We start from the raw sequence: 15,370 nt of genomic DNA, 5'->3' as shown, positions 1-15,370 counted from the left end.
TAGTTACCGGCAGGCATGACCCATTCGTTTTCGTTTTGTTGCATTGTAGCCAGTTCGTCAGCAGCGACCAGACCTGGTACTGCCAATGACATCATGGCTAATGACAAAGTTTTCAGCTTCATAAAGTCTTCCTCTTTTTGTTGTAAATTAGGCATGGTATGTATGGATATACGTCATGCCCGTACAACTTTATATAACCCCGTCTATGGGGTCATTAAGCTTCCGTCTTGAAAGCAACTAAGAGAAACTCTGATATGTTAAAAAAGACTTTTTTATTTCAGCACTGCTTTGCCAGCAGGCTCCATACTGAACATCTATTCAGCGATACTCGAGAGCAGATGAAATTGAATTCTCTGGCATCACGGAGTCTACCCCTCATGGAGAGGGTATCGAGTTAGAAACACTAAAAATTATTAAATAATGAACGGTAAAGCGTTCGTTCAAATTGCATGATGGGGTGATCAATGATTTCATCATGCTCTGTGTGATAGTTGGAAACAAGCTGGACAAAAAGTAAAGATTTACCGGACCGGGCTTTAAGCATGCCGGCAAGATTATAAGTGCCATACAGAGAGCCACTCTTCGCGATAATTGTACCTTTTAAAGGGAGCGAGCGGATACTGGAGCGGTAAAATAGCGTGCCGTTTTCACCGGAGATAGGCATGGCCTGTACCAGGCCGAGTTCCTGATGTCTGAAAATATAAGCCACTACCTGCATGATTTGCGATGCAGTCAAACGGTTGTTACGGGACAGTCCCGATCCATCTGCCATCATGGCAGTTGATAGATCGATACCGGCTTCGTTTTTGAGAATGTCTTTAATAGCTGCAACACCGTTTTCAAAGCTGCCAGGCTGGTTGAAATACAAATGTCCGAGTGTTTTCGTTAAGTTGTCAGCGATTAGATTGTCCGAATCCCTGACCATGATTTCAATAAGCTGACTCAGTGGCTGAGAAAGGTGACTGGCAATGACAGTGCCCGTCACATCATCGTTACGAATGATATTTCCTGTTAGCTTGATGTCTGCTTGTTGCAGTTCTTCATGGATGATTCTGGCGGTATAAATTGTAGTGTTTTGCACCGCAAAATTCAGCGGCATAGGCAGCTTGTTTTTTGCAACGCATCCGCCGACGCTGTATTGATTGTTCTCGTTTGCAGAAAGTTTCAGTTCACAATGATTATTGGTGGCTGAAGCAGGGAGGGCCACAGCCTTGCTCTGTGCACGAACAGGCGCATCGGCTGGCAGCAGGACGGATGTATTATTCGACGCGGAAGCAGGCAAGAAAAGTTTGCCGGAAACGCAATTACCATCAAGGGATATGCCGCTGGACGGCGCGCTGTAACAAACACCCAGAATATCCCAGGGGAGACCGATAGCGCGCTCATAGTCATCAAAAGCAGCGCCATTCAGATAAAAGTTACCTTCAATCGTGTTTTTGCTGGTCTTGAGTTTGTCTAAAAGTAATTTTATGTCCCCCCGGCTCAGCGTCGGATCGCCGGTAAAGTGCATAATAATGTCATCCTGGTGCGTTTCCAGCGTTGTTTGGAATTGATAGCCATTTTTGAAATAAAGCTTGGCTGCCAGTGCGGTAACAAGCTTTTGCACACTGGCTGGGGGGCGAAGCTGCTTGGCGCCTTGTGAAAATATTGTGTGTCCCGATTCCAGGTCTGCAATCATCAGCGCAACGTCAGAACCATGAGGGAGTTCAGATATCGCGATTTGCGGATTAAAAGTCTTTTCCAATGCATATAGAGGTATGCAAAAGAAAAGTGTCACGGTGAAAGTTAGTAGTTTGAACATCAGACAAAATATTCCATAACCAAGAATTTCCCATTACATCTTAATGTTGTTGAACATTGGCCCAGAATGGCAGTTAAACAAAATTATTTTTGGGCGCTAATGAGAAAGTCTACAAAACTGTCTTCGGGCAATGGCTTTGAAATCACAAACCCTTGTACACGGTCACACTCCTCAACTTTCAGAATTTCCATGGTTTCTTCATCCTCAGCACCTTCAGCTACTACAGTGATCCCCAATGCATGGGCCATAGCAATTGTGGAGCGGACAATACTCCGGTTCCGTTTATTATGTGCTATGTCAGCTACAAACATCTGGTCAATTTTTACTTCTTGTATAGGGTAGCTACTCAGATAGGACAGTGAAGAATATCCGGTCCCAAAATCATCAATAGAAGTATAGATCCCCATCTTACTTAAGAGATCAAGCACGGTTCTGACTTGGTCCGGGTTCTCCGCAAGCGCTGTTTCGGTGAGCTCTAACTTTACATCTCCGGCTTGCCCGCCATGTCGAGCTAAAGCAGCGTGAAAAATTGAAGGCAAGTCATCCGTCGTCTGCAGGTCATTGGCAGACACATTGACACTGATTGGACATGGTTGATTCATTTTTCGAAGCTTCACGGCGATGCGGACAGCTTCATTTATCATGCGGACGGTAACTTGTTTTATAAGACCGGCTTTTTCCAGCAAAGGGATGAATTTCCCTGGTGAGACCGTCCCCAGTTCCGGTGAATCCCATCTGACCAGCGCTTCTGCAGCCACTATTTGACCCGTTTTCAACTCTATTTGTGGTTGCAAAACGGCATATAGCCCCGTCCCATTTTTTTTCCGGAATTCCGTTACAATTTGATGGTCGATTTTGTCAGGTTCCATGTGATGGTCGTAGATTGCCCAATCATGGTTACGTTCCAGACTCACGGCTAAAGCTGTTTCCGCCTTTCTGCCCAGCTCTTCTGCACTGTCAGAATGATCAGGCCAACACGCAATGCCGGCCACAACTTGCGGGTAGAGGCTTAAACCTTTTACATTGAGCTGCGCGGTCAGCTCGTCCAGATTAATTCTGAATCTATTCTGATGACTGACAATGGCAAACACGCCGCGACCAATATAACCGCATACATCGAAGCCGAAAAGCTTAAGCCGCTCGGCGAATGCTTTGATGAACGCTTCCTCAACTGAATTACCAAATACACGCGTAATCATTTCGGTTTCGGCTAATTTCAGAATGACCAATTCTTTGGTTGGTGTTGATTCTTTTGAACTATTTTGGAAAATCTGGTTTGCCAGTTTGACGACATAGTGGTATTCGGGCAGTCCAGTTAGTGCATCGTGATTGGCTAAGTGTGTAATTCGGGACTCTGCCGCTTTTCGGCGCTCTAACTCTTTGCGAAGCTCTGCCGTTCGCTTAGTAACGGTACGCTGCAGCATCCATGACCAAATAAACCCAAGCACAGCGATCAAAAGCAGCGGAATAATAATAATCGCTGTTGTCTGCCAAAAATCCGTCCTGGAGGAGTTGCTGGGTTCCAACTGATTTTTCCAGCGTTGATACACTTCGTTGTATGCCCCTGTAGCGATTGTCAAATTAAGACTGCTCTCAAGCCAATTAGCGAGCTCGGTTCTATCGTTTCTGACGGCAAACGCATAGCCGCGAGGCCAAAAAGGAGGGCTGATACGATGCAGGTCAAGGTCATGTTCAACGATAAGGCGAGAAGCTATAGGGGCGGCGAGTACAGCATATACCGCTTCGCCTTTGGCGACACTCTCTAAAGCCGCAAGCGTATCCTTGGTAAGGATGAGTGTTGGATCAGCTTGTTCAAGTTGAAGTCGTTCATGCGCATAAGATAACGTTTCTACGGCAATGCTTTGCCCTGATAGTGATTTTATGGAAGGTATTTCCTCAACATCTGACAATGCATAAAGCGCATGATTGAGGTAATAAAAAGGTGAGGTGAATAAGAATTTTTTTTCACGTTCATCTGATAAAAACATGGGTAAAACGTCAATAGTGCCACTTTCCAATGCTTGTATCATCTCTGGCCACTCACCCAGCTTATGTTCTGCTCGGACAAGTCCAACACTAGCAAGCGCATTTTCAATATCGATATTAAAGCCTGCAGGAACGCTATTTTCATTCCACTCAAAGGGCGGGTAAGACGCGTCTCCGCCGAAGATAACCGTTTTCTGGAGTTCGGCATAAACTGGCATTGCCATTGAGACATACAAAATTAAGCATGTCGCAATACAAAATTTATTCAACAACACAGTTCGCAAAAGAGAGTGCTCCAAAAATTAACTTACCTGAAAGTCATGTTGCTCAAACTAATATGCAATTGCAAAAAAACAATTAGTTACAACTGGAACATGTACAAGCCATGATGCGTAAGAAAAACGTGCCAGATAGCTAAGCGCGGCGCTGGATATGCACCTGTACCTGAAAATATCCCTGATAGACAGTCTTTGAGGCTATTTCTGTAAACGACTGTTTAGATTGATTTAATGTGGTCAATTTTTCTGGAAAAAATCGGAATGTTATCGTTGATAGAAACCCAGCCGTTCCGATACCACTGTCAGCCCCCCGGCACCGGCGGGGAGTCTTTCGCGGACACCGACAATCAGCCAGCCACCGGGACGCAATCGCGTCAGCATGCGCTGCAGGGTGGTTTGCTGCAGTGACTCATCAAAATAGGTGAATACCAGGTTGCGGCACAGAATCAGATCAAACGTCTTATCAGGCAGTTCGGTACGGATGTCCTGCTGCCGGAACTCAACCATGGCCTGATATTGTGGTTTGAGACAGTAATCGTCATTTTTTTGATTAAAAGCCGCACTGCGAAGCGCTGGCGGCAGATTCTTGATGGTCCCACCCGCATAGCAGGCCTTTTGACTGCGTTTGAGCAGAGATATCTCTATTTCGGTACCCAGAATGGCAAGTTTCAGCCCGGTAAAGTGGGGTGCAAGCAGCTGTTGCCAGAGGATAGCCAGAGTGTAAGCCTCTTCACCTGAGGCACTACCAATGTTCCAGATGTTTATGTTCTCTCTACCCTCGGCGCTTGTAGCGACGGCCAGTTGTGGCAGCAGGTTCTCCGTCAGCCTTGTGAACACCAGCTTGTCGCGATAAAAGCGGGTGACGACGACGCGGCAAAGGCTGTCGAGTTTTTGCCATTCATCCGGCTGCCGGGTAAGAAGCTGCTGGTACGCCTCGATATTGGCGAGTTCGAGTTCGGTCAAGCGGCGTGACAGGCGTTTGCAGACTTGGTTGCGTACCTTGCGAAAGCCTGCCCAGCGCATTTGCATCCGGGGCAAGGCCCATTGCAGAAAGCGCACGCAATCAACGTCTTGCATGGCGGCTCAGGTAGAGGAAAGCCGGGTAGGCGCATACTTGCCGCTGTCGTAGAGGATCAGTTCCCAGCTGTCGTAGTTGACGTCATAACGCAGGATATAGACGGCGTTATCATCGCCACGCAGCTTGAAATAGCGATGTGACGGATCGATCCAGCGATCAAGGATTGCACTGACCGTGATTGCACGTTCGCCGAAAAAGAAGCGTCTGGGTTCTTCATCGGCACGATATCCGGCATAACACTCCACTCGGATTTCGAATCCTCGCTTGTCGTTCATCACCCAACTCCTTCACTGTTAGCTGTAGCTATTTTGATGGTGTGCGATGTGACCTCGGCCAGCAAGCCGTATGATTGATTATAACGATAAATTCGAATCGGGATGTCTTTGTGATGAAGTGTTGTGGAACTACAATGACAACTAACTGTAGTTCCTGTTCAAAGCAGGAGCAGGTTCTGACCAGAACTAAATGACAGGATGTGGCCGAGCTGGAGCAAGTTTAGAAAGAAGGTGCTGATATTCAGCTGTTTGTCAGCATTACAAAAAGGTGAAACCTACCTGGAAAAGTTTTTCTACATGTTGGACATCCTTGTAATGTGAAAGAAATAATACAACGTGATCTTCTGATTGAATAACGGTCTCGCCATCTGGGAAAATCAGCTGTTCTTCCCGTAATATGGCCCCTATGGTGGTGTCCTTGGGCAAGGGTAATTGTTTAATTGCACGACCTACAACTTGGGAGGTTTCTCTATCACCATGAGCGATAACCTCAATAGCTTCCGCCGCCCCCCAGCGTAAGGAGTGAACCGCTACAACATCACCTCGTCTGATATGCGTCAGTAATGCCCCAATCGTAACCTGAGCGGGTGATACGGCAATATCTATCGCTGTGCCGTGAACCAGACCTACATGGCTTGGGCGGTTGATAATTGAAAACGTTTTACGTGCCCCCAGTCTCTTCGCAAGCATACATGACAGAATATTGGCTTCTTCATCGTTTGTTACAGCACAATAAACATCAGTCTGGTCAATATTTTCAGCTTTTAATAGTTCGGCATCGCCGACATCGCCCTGCAATACAATCGTGTTATGTAAATTCTCGGCGAGATAACGACAGCGGTCGTGGCGATGCTCGATTATTTTCACCTTAAACCGATCCTCAATCTTCTCCGCCAGTTGCTTACCGATATTACCGCCACCTGCGATAATGATGCGGTTGTAGGGACTATATTTATGACGAAAGATCCTGACCAGACGTGGAATATCACGACTTTCTGCAAGAAAGAATATCTCATCATCCGCCTGAATTAGCGTACTGCCATCAAGCGAAACGACAGTGTTTTTCCTGAAGATCGCAGCTATCCTTACCCCAACACCAGGCAGAAGCGCCGCCAGATCACGAATAAACAGCCCCGTCATCCTGCTGTCTTGATGTACGGTGACTGCCACGAGCCGTGCTTTTCCTCCAAAAAAGTCAGATACCTGAGTCACCTCAGGTTGATCTATCAGATGTTGCATGAGGGTAGTAACAAGTTGCTCAGGACTGATAAGAAAGTCAATCGGTATCGCATCACGGGAAAAAATTTCAGGATGTGTCAGATAAGCAGGTGCCCGTACCCGCGCCAGCCTGGTCGGTGTATGAAAAAGAGTCTGGGCAATATGACAGGCAACCATATTGGTTTCATCACTGCTGGTTGCAGCGAGAATCATATCTGCATCTTCGATACCGGCTTTGAGCAATACATCAGGCTGCGAGCCATGCCCGCACACTGTTTTTATATCGAGTTGGTCCTGAATGGCTGACAACAACTCCTGATTGTGATCGACAACGGTAATGTCATTCGCTTCGTTAACGAGGTTTCTGGCAACACTTACGCCTACCTGTCCTGCTCCGAGAATAATGATTTTCATTAACGGGCCTTAGAAAAGATCAATTACGCCAATAGGCCGGCATAAATAAAATCAGCAGTGTGAATACTTCAAGCCGGCCAACAAGCATACCGAAAACACCCAGCCATTTAACCACATCATTAACTGACGCGAAGTTACTTGAAACTTCACCAAGACCAGGGCCAAGCAGGTTAATAGTCGCAACAACTGCACCAAAGGCGGACTCCCAATCAAGACCGGCCGCCATCATGGCAACGGTAAGAAGCAGGGCGGTTACGATGTATAAAACATAAAAGCCCCAGACTGAAAAAAGCACATCTTCTGCAACAGCCCGATTACCGAGTTTAATGACCGAAACAGCATTAGGATGAACCAATTGAAATAACTGTCGTTTTCCCAGTTTGGCCAGCAACATAATGCGTACTACTTTTATTCCGCCTGCAGTGGATCCGGCACAACCTCCGGTAAAAGACAGAATAACGAGTACCAGCGGAATATGGAGTGGCCATTCTGAAAAAGTGGCGGTGCCAAAACCGGTACTGGTCAGAATGGAAGCGACTTGAAAAGAAGCATAACGTAATGACTCCCAGCTACCATTATAAATATCCATTTCAGCGAGTGTCATCGCGACAAATACTGATGCAAAAAGAAAGATGAATACGTAAATTCGGGTTTCGGAATCTGTTCGATATTGTGCAAAAGACAGTTTTTTCCAGGCTATGAAGTGCACGGCAAAATTGATGCCGCCTGCCAACATGAAAAATATGGCAATGATTTCAATCGTGGCACTGTTATAGAAACCGATACTGGCATCATGAGTTGAGAAACCGCCGGTCGCCACCGTCGTAAATGCGTGTCCAACCGCATCAAATGGCGCCATGCCAGCCAGCCAGAATGACACTGCGCAGGCAGTTGTCAGCGCAACATAGATCAGCCACAAAGATCGGGCCGTTTCAGCAATTCTGGGCGTAAGTTTTTCATTTTTGCTCACGCCGGAAGCTTCAGCCCGATAGAGCTGCATGCCACCCACACCTAACAAGGGCAGAATGGCAACGGCAAGAACAATAATCCCCATGCCGCCAAGCCACTGGATTTGCTGACGGTGATAAAGAATAGATCGGGGGAGCTCGTCAAGCCCTACAATCACCGTCGCACCAGTGGTTGTAAAGCCGGAAATTGATTCGAAAATGGCATCGGTAAAGTCGAGATGCAGTCCCAATAAAAACGGGAAGGCACCGACAATGCCGAGAAACAGCCAAAATAAGGTTACGATCAAAAAACCATCCCGCAAAAAGAGCTCGTCTTTTTGCCGGATGTTTGGTAACCATAATAATAATCCGACTGCCAGGCTTAGTAACAGGGATTCGGCAAAAACGGCCCACTGACCATCTTCATAGAAAAGGGAAACGCCAAGTGATGGAATAAAGTTAAGACTGAAGAGCATCAGTAAGATGCCAAACAGACGTATAATGGCTCGCCAATGCATTTGTTTTATTGCTTAATGGGGTGGGGCAGCCGACGAAAGTATTGGCTGCGCTGAGACAAGATTACGGACAAACTGCTGGCCGGGCTAACCGTGTGTTAAACCTGTTTATTGTTGTAGCCATACATTTACCATCCATCAATAATGCTCAACAAAAATTATCCGCATATAAATTTGAAGTGTCACATAAAAAAAATGTAAAAATTTTATGGTTTTTTTATTTTTATCCTGTGAAGTTTGCTAAGGTCTCAGGGTGATTATCAAGCTCAAAAACCTGATTATTTCAACCTCTGGTCTGACTAACTATCTGGAGGCAGTAGGATTTGTCTTACTCTCAACCGGCGTGGCATTTCTCATTCAAGGTTTGTTACCGCATGCCGCTTTAACGCTATTGTTTTTGACGGTTGTATTGTTTATATCCTCGCGCACGAACGTAGGTCCCTCACTCACTGCCAGTGTTCTCAGCTTTTTGGCGCTCAATTTCTTTTTCACGCAGCCTTTTTACACATTGAAAGTATCCGATGATGGGGATGTGGCGACTTTGCTTATTTTTCTGATTGTTTCTGCCATTACCGGCAACCTTGCTACCCGTATGCACCGTGAAATAGCGCAGCGTCAGGTTGCTTTGAAACGAATTTCCAACTTCTATGACTTCAGCAGACGAATGTCATCCGCCACCAGCCCGCAAGATGTTTTATTCGCACTCGCTGAACACCTGTCTGAGTTAACCCATTCTGAAGTAGCTGTTTTTACGGCAGATGATAAATCAAAGCCTTTACTTACAACCCGAACAGGCATCAATCTGCAGAAGGCTGACCTGGAGCAGGCCTGGGACAAATGTGCATATTCCCCTTGGGTATCCGCGTTATGGAGCTACTTTTCACTTTGGATGCGAAACCAGCAGACGGGTATGATCGCCTTCAACAAGCCAGTAAACACTGAACAGAGCGAAAGCATTATCAGTGTTTGTGAGCAGGCATCAGCAGCGCTTGAAAGGATTCAGTTGGTGACTGAGCTGGAACAAGCCAAGCTGGTATCTGAAACGGAACAATTGAGATCGGCTTTATTATCATCAATTTCTCACGACCTGCGTACGCCGTTGTCTTCAATCATAGGTTCATCCAGTAGTCTGATGGAATATGGTGACTCCATTGACGGCGCTAATCGTCAAGAACTTCTAAGCACTGTGCTGGATGAAGCCAAACGCCTCGACAGGCATATACAAAATCTGTTGGATATGACCAAGCTCGGTCAGGGTAAATTGACGCTGAAGCGTGATTGGGTAGATATTCATGATGTTATTTCGAGTGCCGTGTCCAGATTGAAAGATGTACTCAGTGACATTGAGATTTATATTCAGATAGCTGATTCAACACCACTTATATGGGTACATGGCGTATTAATAGAGCAGGCCATCGTTAACCTTATTGATAATGCAGCCCGCTTTTCAGAAAAAGGTGACACCATATCAATCGAAGTAGAGGCTGATGAAGAGTGCATGAGAATAAGCATTTATGATCAGGGACCGGGGATTCCGGAGGATGAGAGAGATAAGGTTTTTGATATGTTCTACAGCATGCAACGCGGGGATAGAGCCACAAAACCGGGGACAGGACTCGGGCTTGCGATTGTCAGAGGAATGATTGGAGCTCACTCAGGAGAAGTGACAGCGCATGCGGGTAAAAATGGTCAGGGTACCTGCATGACAATCAAGTTGCCTCTTCTTTCAAATGAAACAATGGCCGAGACATGATTACAACTACAGAGTCGATACTTGTGGTGGAAGACGAAGCCCAAATCCGTAAATTTCTGCGTATTAGCCTCGAAGCACAAGGTTATAAGGTTCACGAAGCACGACGGGGAACAGAAGGGCTCGAAATTGCAGCCCGGTGTAATCCCAACCTCATCATTCTGGATTTGGGCTTGCCGGATATAGATGGTCAGGATTTCATACTGGAACTTAGAAAATGGTCACAGACACCGGTAATTGTCTTGTCAGTACGTGCTGATGAAATGGAAAAAGTTCAGGCACTCGATGCCGGCGTCAATGATTATGTCACCAAGCCTTTTGGTATCAGTGAGCTGATGGCGCGGGTAAGAGCAATATTACGTTCCAGTGAAGAGGTAACCCCCACACGGACCGAGTTTGAATTTCAAGGATTAGTGGTCAATATTCCGAACCATGAGATTACCCTGGATGGTCACATCGTTAATTTGTCGAAAAAGGAATTTGAGTTATTACGACTACTGATAACACATTCAGGTCACATTCTGACGCACAATCAGATTTTGCGTGAAATCTGGGGTGATAATCATCTGGGACAGACTCATTATCTGCGCGTTCTGGTGGGGCATTTGAGACAAAAATTAAATGACGATCCGATCAATCCACGCTTTATCAAAACCATTCAAGGGATAGGGTACCGATTGGCGTAAAGCCGGAGCAAACAGCATTTTCTCTATCGGGCCTGTCAAATACGGGTAATAGCATTAGCGACTTCGACGGGCGTAAATCCGGAAGCGGATCAGCACCTTGTCAGCAACCCTGAGTACACCGCCGAGCGCAGCGAAAGGTTCGATGCCAAACTCGCTCTGATTGATTTGCAAACGACCTGTCACTTCCAGTTCATCGCCTGTTTGATGCACGGAAACCGGTACCGTGAGCTCGCGGGTTTTGCCTGCCAGCGTGATCTGCGCCTGGATATCGGGCTGCCACAAGGGACCCGTTGCTTGATTTGAGCGGATATGAATCTCGGGATATTGCGTGGCGTGTAAAACCTGCTCAGAGAGCATATTTTTCCGCGTGCCGGTAATGGCTCGCTCGCTCATCTCCGACTCAAAACTTTCGTCCATACGCCAGGACGGTTCATCCACTTGCAGAGCATCAACCCGGATAGCAAGATCAATCCATGTGTGATGATGATCCCGGGGCAGGATCACTTCACCTCTTAACGCTGCCCCACTGATAACATGGGCGTGGCCGAATCGGCCATCCGGATAGATAATGATACGGATATCGGATCGTGCCGTATCTACCAGATAACGCGCCCCTGATGGTGCTTTTGCCGGCACCGGCTCCAGCACATCGCGGGTATAAGTTTCAGTATCCGGAGCAGGGCGCCCTGCGCAGGCAGCCAGCAGCGCAGTGAGCATTATCAGCAAAAGCACATAAACAGTCGGTTTTATGGATCGCATTGCGTTATCCTGACAATTATGGGATTTTTATCAAGGATACCTCAGAATTTGGCGACCGGTCTGCCGTGTATATTCCCTTGAAAAACGATAATCGTGTTTATGGCCTGATCAGCCAGCTTCTGCACTGGATAGTGGCGGCACTTATCATCATGCAATTCATCTGGGCCTGGCGAATTTTGCAACTGGGACTGGGACGCCAGCGTTATGACTTGGTCAATGAACACAAATCCATTGGCCTGACCATCTTGGCGCTGGTGTTGCTGCGCTTAATATGGCGTTATTTCAACCCACCGCCGCCATTACCAACGACCATGCCGCCATGGCAACGTCGACTGGCATTAGTTACCCACTATGTAATTTATGGCCTCCTACTCGTTATTCCACCGGTTGGTTGGGCGATGTCTTCCGCGGCAGGCTTTGTTGTCAGCTGGTTTGACGTGTTCGATTTGCCAGCCTTAGTTGCACAGGATGATGCGCTCAAAGAAGCTCTCAAGACATTACACGTCACGCTGGCTTTGGCGCTGGGGGCGTTGGTGATCGGACATGCTGCGGTCGCCGTGCATCATCATTTCGTCAGAAAGGACGATATTTTAAAAAGGATGCTGCCGTTATGGCGAAGGCCATGAAAATCTTAGTTTGGTTTACTGTGATGGTGTGGTCATATGACCTTTGGGCTGAGCCTGTTTGTTACCATGCCGATGCCGACGACAGTGATATTAAATTCCAGTTCGCCATCGAACGTTCACAGTTTACCGGGCGCTTTACCGACTTTCAGGTGGATTATTGCTGGCAGGATGCCGCGCCTGAAACCGGTAATATCAGTGTAACGGTGAATATCGCCTCGGTACAGACCGGAAATAGCGATCTGAACATCGGCATGCAGGAAAAAGACGGGCTTTATACTGACAACTACCCCAAAGCAACCTGGACAACGCAGTCGATCGACAAAGATGGCGAGGCGTATTTCATCAAGGGTGAGTTGAGCATTCGAGGCGTGACACACGAGGAAACAGGTCATTTCAAGCTCAATAAAGAGGATGGCAACTGGCGGCTAACAGGTTCATCGACAGTCAAACGACTTGATTACAATGTAGGGATCGGAGAATTCGCTGACGCCGAGTTTATCCCTAATGATGTTACCGTTGAGTTTAATTTTGCCTTGAAAAAACAATGATCAACAAAACAGAAGTCGGGTGTATGCTAAGAATATGATCATTATGAAAGCGCACGGCATGGACCATGCAGGAGGTGTTCCACTTGATTGAAGACAGCATCATCATACTGGCCAGACATCGTCTGAAGTGGTTAAAGGTACTTGTAGCTGACAAGCAATCACCTTCTGTCAAAGTTCAAAATGCCTTTTATGAACTCACCGGCTTAACCAGTCTGCGTTTCGTCAAGGATAACGGCCTTTCTGAGCGCACGCGCTATGAGCTGGTGTTAATTGATAACCTGGCCATACTCACGGTAAAACATACCCATCCTGATGTTTTACAATTTTTCTCCAAGGAAACGCAAAAGCTGGCAACCTACCTGGATATGCCTGCGCGCCAGCTGGTCGATTTGATATTTAAAGATGGTGGCCGGTTTAATAATCAGGAAGCGGTTTCTGTGGCAATACATCGTGGTTTGCTGGAAGACATCAATAATGAATCGCAAGCCTATGAAAAACTTAAGTCGATAGAAAACAGGCTCGAAGGCCGGCAACAACGTTAAAGTTTTATTTTCATTTGAAAAAGTAAAAGGGGCGGAGTCTGCCCCTTTTGCTCTAGCAACGGCACCATCTATTTATTAATAGAAAGGAGTAGGGATATGGAGTGGGTATTACTGGCAATTTTGGGCTTACTGATTTTATATGTAATCCTGGAATACAATAAGTTGGTTCGGCTTCGCAATGTATTTCAAAATGCATTCAAACAGATAGACGTTACTCTTAAGCAACGACATGACATGATTCCACAACTGGTAAACACCGTAAAAGGCTATGCCAAGCACGAACAAACCACGTTAACTGGTGTTATCGATGCCCGGAATCAAGCTGAAAAACTACGCGGTCAAATCGACTCAGGCGACGCAAAATCAATGCTGGAACTTGGACAGGCCGAAAGTTTGCTGGGTAAAGCGATGGGCGGAATTTTTGCCTTGTCAGAAGCCTATCCTGATCTTAAGGCCGATGGCGCTTTTCGTGATTTGATGGAGCAATTAACCAGTATTGAAAATAAAGTTGCCGCATCACGTCGCGGCTACAATAACACCGTGCTTGAATATAATAATGTGCTGGAAACCTTTCCGACCAATATCCTGGCGAATATGTTTACCTTTAAACGTGCATCAGAGTTGGATTTTGATGATCGCGAAGCCATTCAAAATGCACCTGAAGTTGAGTTCTAAGCATGGCTGAAATGAGCATGTACCAGCACGGCGCTAGTGCCCGTAAGCAAAGCCTGCTGATTACCACCTTGTTCATTTTTTCAGTACTCCTGATCGCCGTGCTGATTGCGTCATTGGCCGCGGTGCGTTTAACACCGGCGGCAGCAAATCAGGCCAGCCAAATCGTCGTCGACTGGCAGTTGTTTGCTTATGTCACTTTGGCAGTGACCGCAGTGATTGTTTTAACATCACTTTGGAAAATAGTCAGTATGGGCGGTGAGGGTGCCAAAGTGGCCCGTGCTTTGGGAGCCACCGATGTCAGTGAAGAGACTAGCGACCCGCTTATTACCCGCTATAAAAACATTGTTGAAGAAGTGGCTCTGGGAGCCAGCATGCAAGCACCCCGCATCTTTGTGCTCGAAAACGAACAGGGGATCAATGCTTTTGCTGCCGGCAATTCACCGGACAAAGCGGCTATTGCCGTTACCCGTGGCGCTTTAAAGCTGTTAAGCCGTGATGAACTGGCGGCTGTTGTTGCCCATGAGTTTGCACATATTCGTAACCTGGATATGCGCCTGAATTTACGCGTTATCGGCCTGATTCATGGCTTAATGGCGCTCTATATTGTGGGACGTATCCTGATGCATTCCGGTGGCCGAAGCAGAAAAGGCGGTGCGCAAATAGCGTTATTAGGCATTGCCATTATCCTATTAGGCTTGCTGGGTGCTTTTATGGGCAAAATTATGCAAGCAGCCATTTCACGGCAACGCGAATATTTGGCTGATGCTGATTCCGCACGCTATACCGGTGATCCCGACTCTTTGGCTGGCGCCCTGAAAAAAATAGGCGGACTCCAGCGTAGTGGCATGAAAGAAGCCGTCCATGATGAACTGGAAGAGGCCAGACATATGATGTTTTCCGATCTATCAACCAAAATGTCTGGCCTGATGTCGACACATCCGCCGTTGGTTAAGCGTATACAAGCCTTAGATCCCAGCTTTGATCCGGACAACAATGGCTGGCCGTCAATGAAAATTACCGAAACACAGTAGGTAAACCGGTAACAATAGGCATCATTGATGCCGGGCTGATACAGCGCGAATAGATCGCCAAGGCCAAAAGGGCCGGAGTCTGACCTTTTGGCCCGACAGGCTTAACGGGTTTGTGCTTTGTCAAGAAAAACGGACTGTCCGGCCCAGCCATTGAAGAACTGCTTCGGAGCGACAATCTGGCCATAATCTCTGTGAGAAATGTTCATCCCGATCCAGCGTTCAGTCTTTTGCTTAAACGTGT

Annotated in this window: 14 protein-coding genes; 7 read left to right on the top strand and 7 right to left on the bottom strand. The window is 46.9% G+C overall.

Annotated features, from left to right (window positions below):
• Positions 1-403 precede the first annotated feature (403 nt).
• The 6 genes from dacB to OMP95_RS03425 form a co-directional block, all read right to left on the bottom strand.
• The gene (gene dacB / locus OMP95_RS03450) at positions 404-1,801 is read right to left on the bottom strand and encodes a D-alanyl-D-alanine carboxypeptidase/D-alanyl-D-alanine-endopeptidase (protein WP_266325971.1); all 1,398 of its coding nucleotides are present in this window, start codon (positions 1,799-1,801) and stop codon (positions 404-406) included.
• Positions 1,802-1,884: 83 nt separating this feature from the next.
• Positions 1,885-4,011, bottom strand: a complete 2,127-nt coding sequence (locus OMP95_RS03445) for an EAL domain-containing protein (protein WP_266325969.1) — start codon at positions 4,009-4,011, stop codon at positions 1,885-1,887.
• A gap of 318 nt (positions 4,012-4,329) precedes the next feature.
• On the bottom strand, positions 4,330-5,142 hold the full coding sequence (locus OMP95_RS03440; RefSeq protein WP_266325967.1) for a CheR family methyltransferase: 813 nt from the start codon (positions 5,140-5,142) through the stop codon (positions 4,330-4,332).
• 6 nt (positions 5,143-5,148) lie between these two features.
• Entirely contained in the window at positions 5,149-5,418 is a 270-nt protein-coding gene (locus OMP95_RS03435) for a hypothetical protein (RefSeq protein ID WP_266325965.1), read from the bottom strand.
• 258 nt (positions 5,419-5,676) lie between these two features.
• Complete coding sequence (gene trkA / locus OMP95_RS03430; RefSeq protein ID WP_266325963.1) at positions 5,677-7,050, bottom strand: Trk system potassium transporter TrkA; 1,374 nt, start codon at positions 7,048-7,050, stop codon at positions 5,677-5,679.
• A 19-nt stretch (positions 7,051-7,069) separates the two neighbouring features.
• The gene (locus tag OMP95_RS03425) at positions 7,070-8,515 is read right to left on the bottom strand and encodes a TrkH family potassium uptake protein (protein ID WP_266325961.1); all 1,446 of its coding nucleotides are present in this window, start codon (positions 8,513-8,515) and stop codon (positions 7,070-7,072) included.
• Positions 8,516-8,765: 250 nt separating this feature from the next.
• On the opposite strand from OMP95_RS03425, the gene OMP95_RS03420 reads away from it, so the two are divergent.
• Both OMP95_RS03420 and OMP95_RS03415 read left to right on the top strand, forming a co-directional pair.
• Positions 8,766-10,265, top strand: a complete 1,500-nt coding sequence (locus tag OMP95_RS03420) for a DUF4118 domain-containing protein (protein WP_266325959.1) — start codon at positions 8,766-8,768, stop codon at positions 10,263-10,265.
• Positions 10,262-10,948 carry a response regulator gene (locus tag OMP95_RS03415; RefSeq protein ID WP_266325957.1) on the top strand — a complete coding sequence of 229 codons (687 nt, stop codon included), beginning with the start codon at positions 10,262-10,264 and terminating at the stop codon, positions 10,946-10,948. Before OMP95_RS03420 ends, OMP95_RS03415 begins: the two co-directional genes overlap by 4 nt.
• Before the next feature lie 54 nt (positions 10,949-11,002).
• Here OMP95_RS03415 and OMP95_RS03410 read toward each other — a convergent pair whose 3' ends face one another.
• Positions 11,003-11,707 carry a YceI family protein gene (locus OMP95_RS03410; protein WP_266325955.1) on the bottom strand — a complete coding sequence of 235 codons (705 nt, stop codon included), beginning with the start codon at positions 11,705-11,707 and terminating at the stop codon, positions 11,003-11,005.
• Positions 11,708-11,784: 77 nt separating this feature from the next.
• On the opposite strand from OMP95_RS03410, the gene OMP95_RS03405 reads away from it, so the two are divergent.
• From OMP95_RS03405 to OMP95_RS03385, 5 genes are all read left to right on the top strand, one after another.
• Positions 11,785-12,333: a cytochrome b gene (locus OMP95_RS03405; protein WP_266325953.1), complete on the top strand. Its 549-nt coding sequence runs from the start codon at positions 11,785-11,787 to the stop codon at positions 12,331-12,333.
• Positions 12,330-12,881, top strand: coding sequence for a YceI family protein (locus tag OMP95_RS03400; RefSeq protein WP_266325951.1), 552 nt, complete (start codon positions 12,330-12,332; stop codon positions 12,879-12,881). The genes OMP95_RS03405 and OMP95_RS03400 overlap by 4 nt, the downstream gene beginning before the upstream one ends.
• A gap of 65 nt (positions 12,882-12,946) precedes the next feature.
• A complete protein-coding gene (locus OMP95_RS03395) occupies positions 12,947-13,423 on the top strand; it encodes a hypothetical protein (RefSeq protein ID WP_266325949.1) in 477 nt (158 codons plus the stop codon).
• Positions 13,424-13,519: 96 nt separating this feature from the next.
• Positions 13,520-14,098, top strand: coding sequence for a LemA family protein (locus tag OMP95_RS03390; protein WP_266325947.1), 579 nt, complete (start codon positions 13,520-13,522; stop codon positions 14,096-14,098).
• A 2-nt stretch (positions 14,099-14,100) separates the two neighbouring features.
• Entirely contained in the window at positions 14,101-15,129 is a 1,029-nt protein-coding gene (locus tag OMP95_RS03385) for a M48 family metalloprotease (protein WP_266325945.1), read from the top strand.
• Positions 15,130-15,370: the final 241 nt, after the last annotated feature.

Source organism: Methylophaga sp. OBS4, assembly GCF_026319305.1.
Lineage (GTDB): Bacteria > Pseudomonadota > Gammaproteobacteria > Nitrosococcales > Methylophagaceae > Methylophaga.
Note: the sequence above shows the minus strand (reverse complement) of the source record. Positions and strands in the feature narration are given on the sequence as shown.

Excerpts from the sequence above, each read along its gene's own strand:
- dacB (WP_266325971.1), bottom strand. The coding sequence starts at position 1,801 with ATGTTCAAACTACTAACTTTCACCGTGACACTTTTCTTTTGCATACCT.
- OMP95_RS03445 (WP_266325969.1), bottom strand. The coding sequence starts at position 4,011 with ATGGCAATGCCAGTTTATGCCGAACTCCAGAAAACGGTTATCTTCGGC.
- OMP95_RS03440 (WP_266325967.1), bottom strand. The coding sequence starts at position 5,142 with ATGCAAGACGTTGATTGCGTGCGCTTTCTGCAATGGGCCTTGCCCCGG.
- OMP95_RS03435 (WP_266325965.1), bottom strand. The coding sequence starts at position 5,418 with ATGAACGACAAGCGAGGATTCGAAATCCGAGTGGAGTGTTATGCCGGA.
- trkA (WP_266325963.1), bottom strand. The coding sequence starts at position 7,050 with ATGAAAATCATTATTCTCGGAGCAGGACAGGTAGGCGTAAGTGTTGCC.
- OMP95_RS03425 (WP_266325961.1), bottom strand. The coding sequence starts at position 8,515 with ATGCATTGGCGAGCCATTATACGTCTGTTTGGCATCTTACTGATGCTC.
- OMP95_RS03415 (WP_266325957.1), top strand. The coding sequence starts at position 10,262 with ATGATTACAACTACAGAGTCGATACTTGTGGTGGAAGACGAAGCCCAA.
- OMP95_RS03410 (WP_266325955.1), bottom strand. The coding sequence starts at position 11,707 with ATGCGATCCATAAAACCGACTGTTTATGTGCTTTTGCTGATAATGCTC.
- OMP95_RS03400 (WP_266325951.1), top strand. The coding sequence starts at position 12,330 with ATGAAAATCTTAGTTTGGTTTACTGTGATGGTGTGGTCATATGACCTT.
- OMP95_RS03395 (WP_266325949.1), top strand. The coding sequence starts at position 12,947 with ATGCAGGAGGTGTTCCACTTGATTGAAGACAGCATCATCATACTGGCC.
- OMP95_RS03390 (WP_266325947.1), top strand. The coding sequence starts at position 13,520 with ATGGAGTGGGTATTACTGGCAATTTTGGGCTTACTGATTTTATATGTA.
- OMP95_RS03385 (WP_266325945.1), top strand. The coding sequence starts at position 14,101 with ATGGCTGAAATGAGCATGTACCAGCACGGCGCTAGTGCCCGTAAGCAA.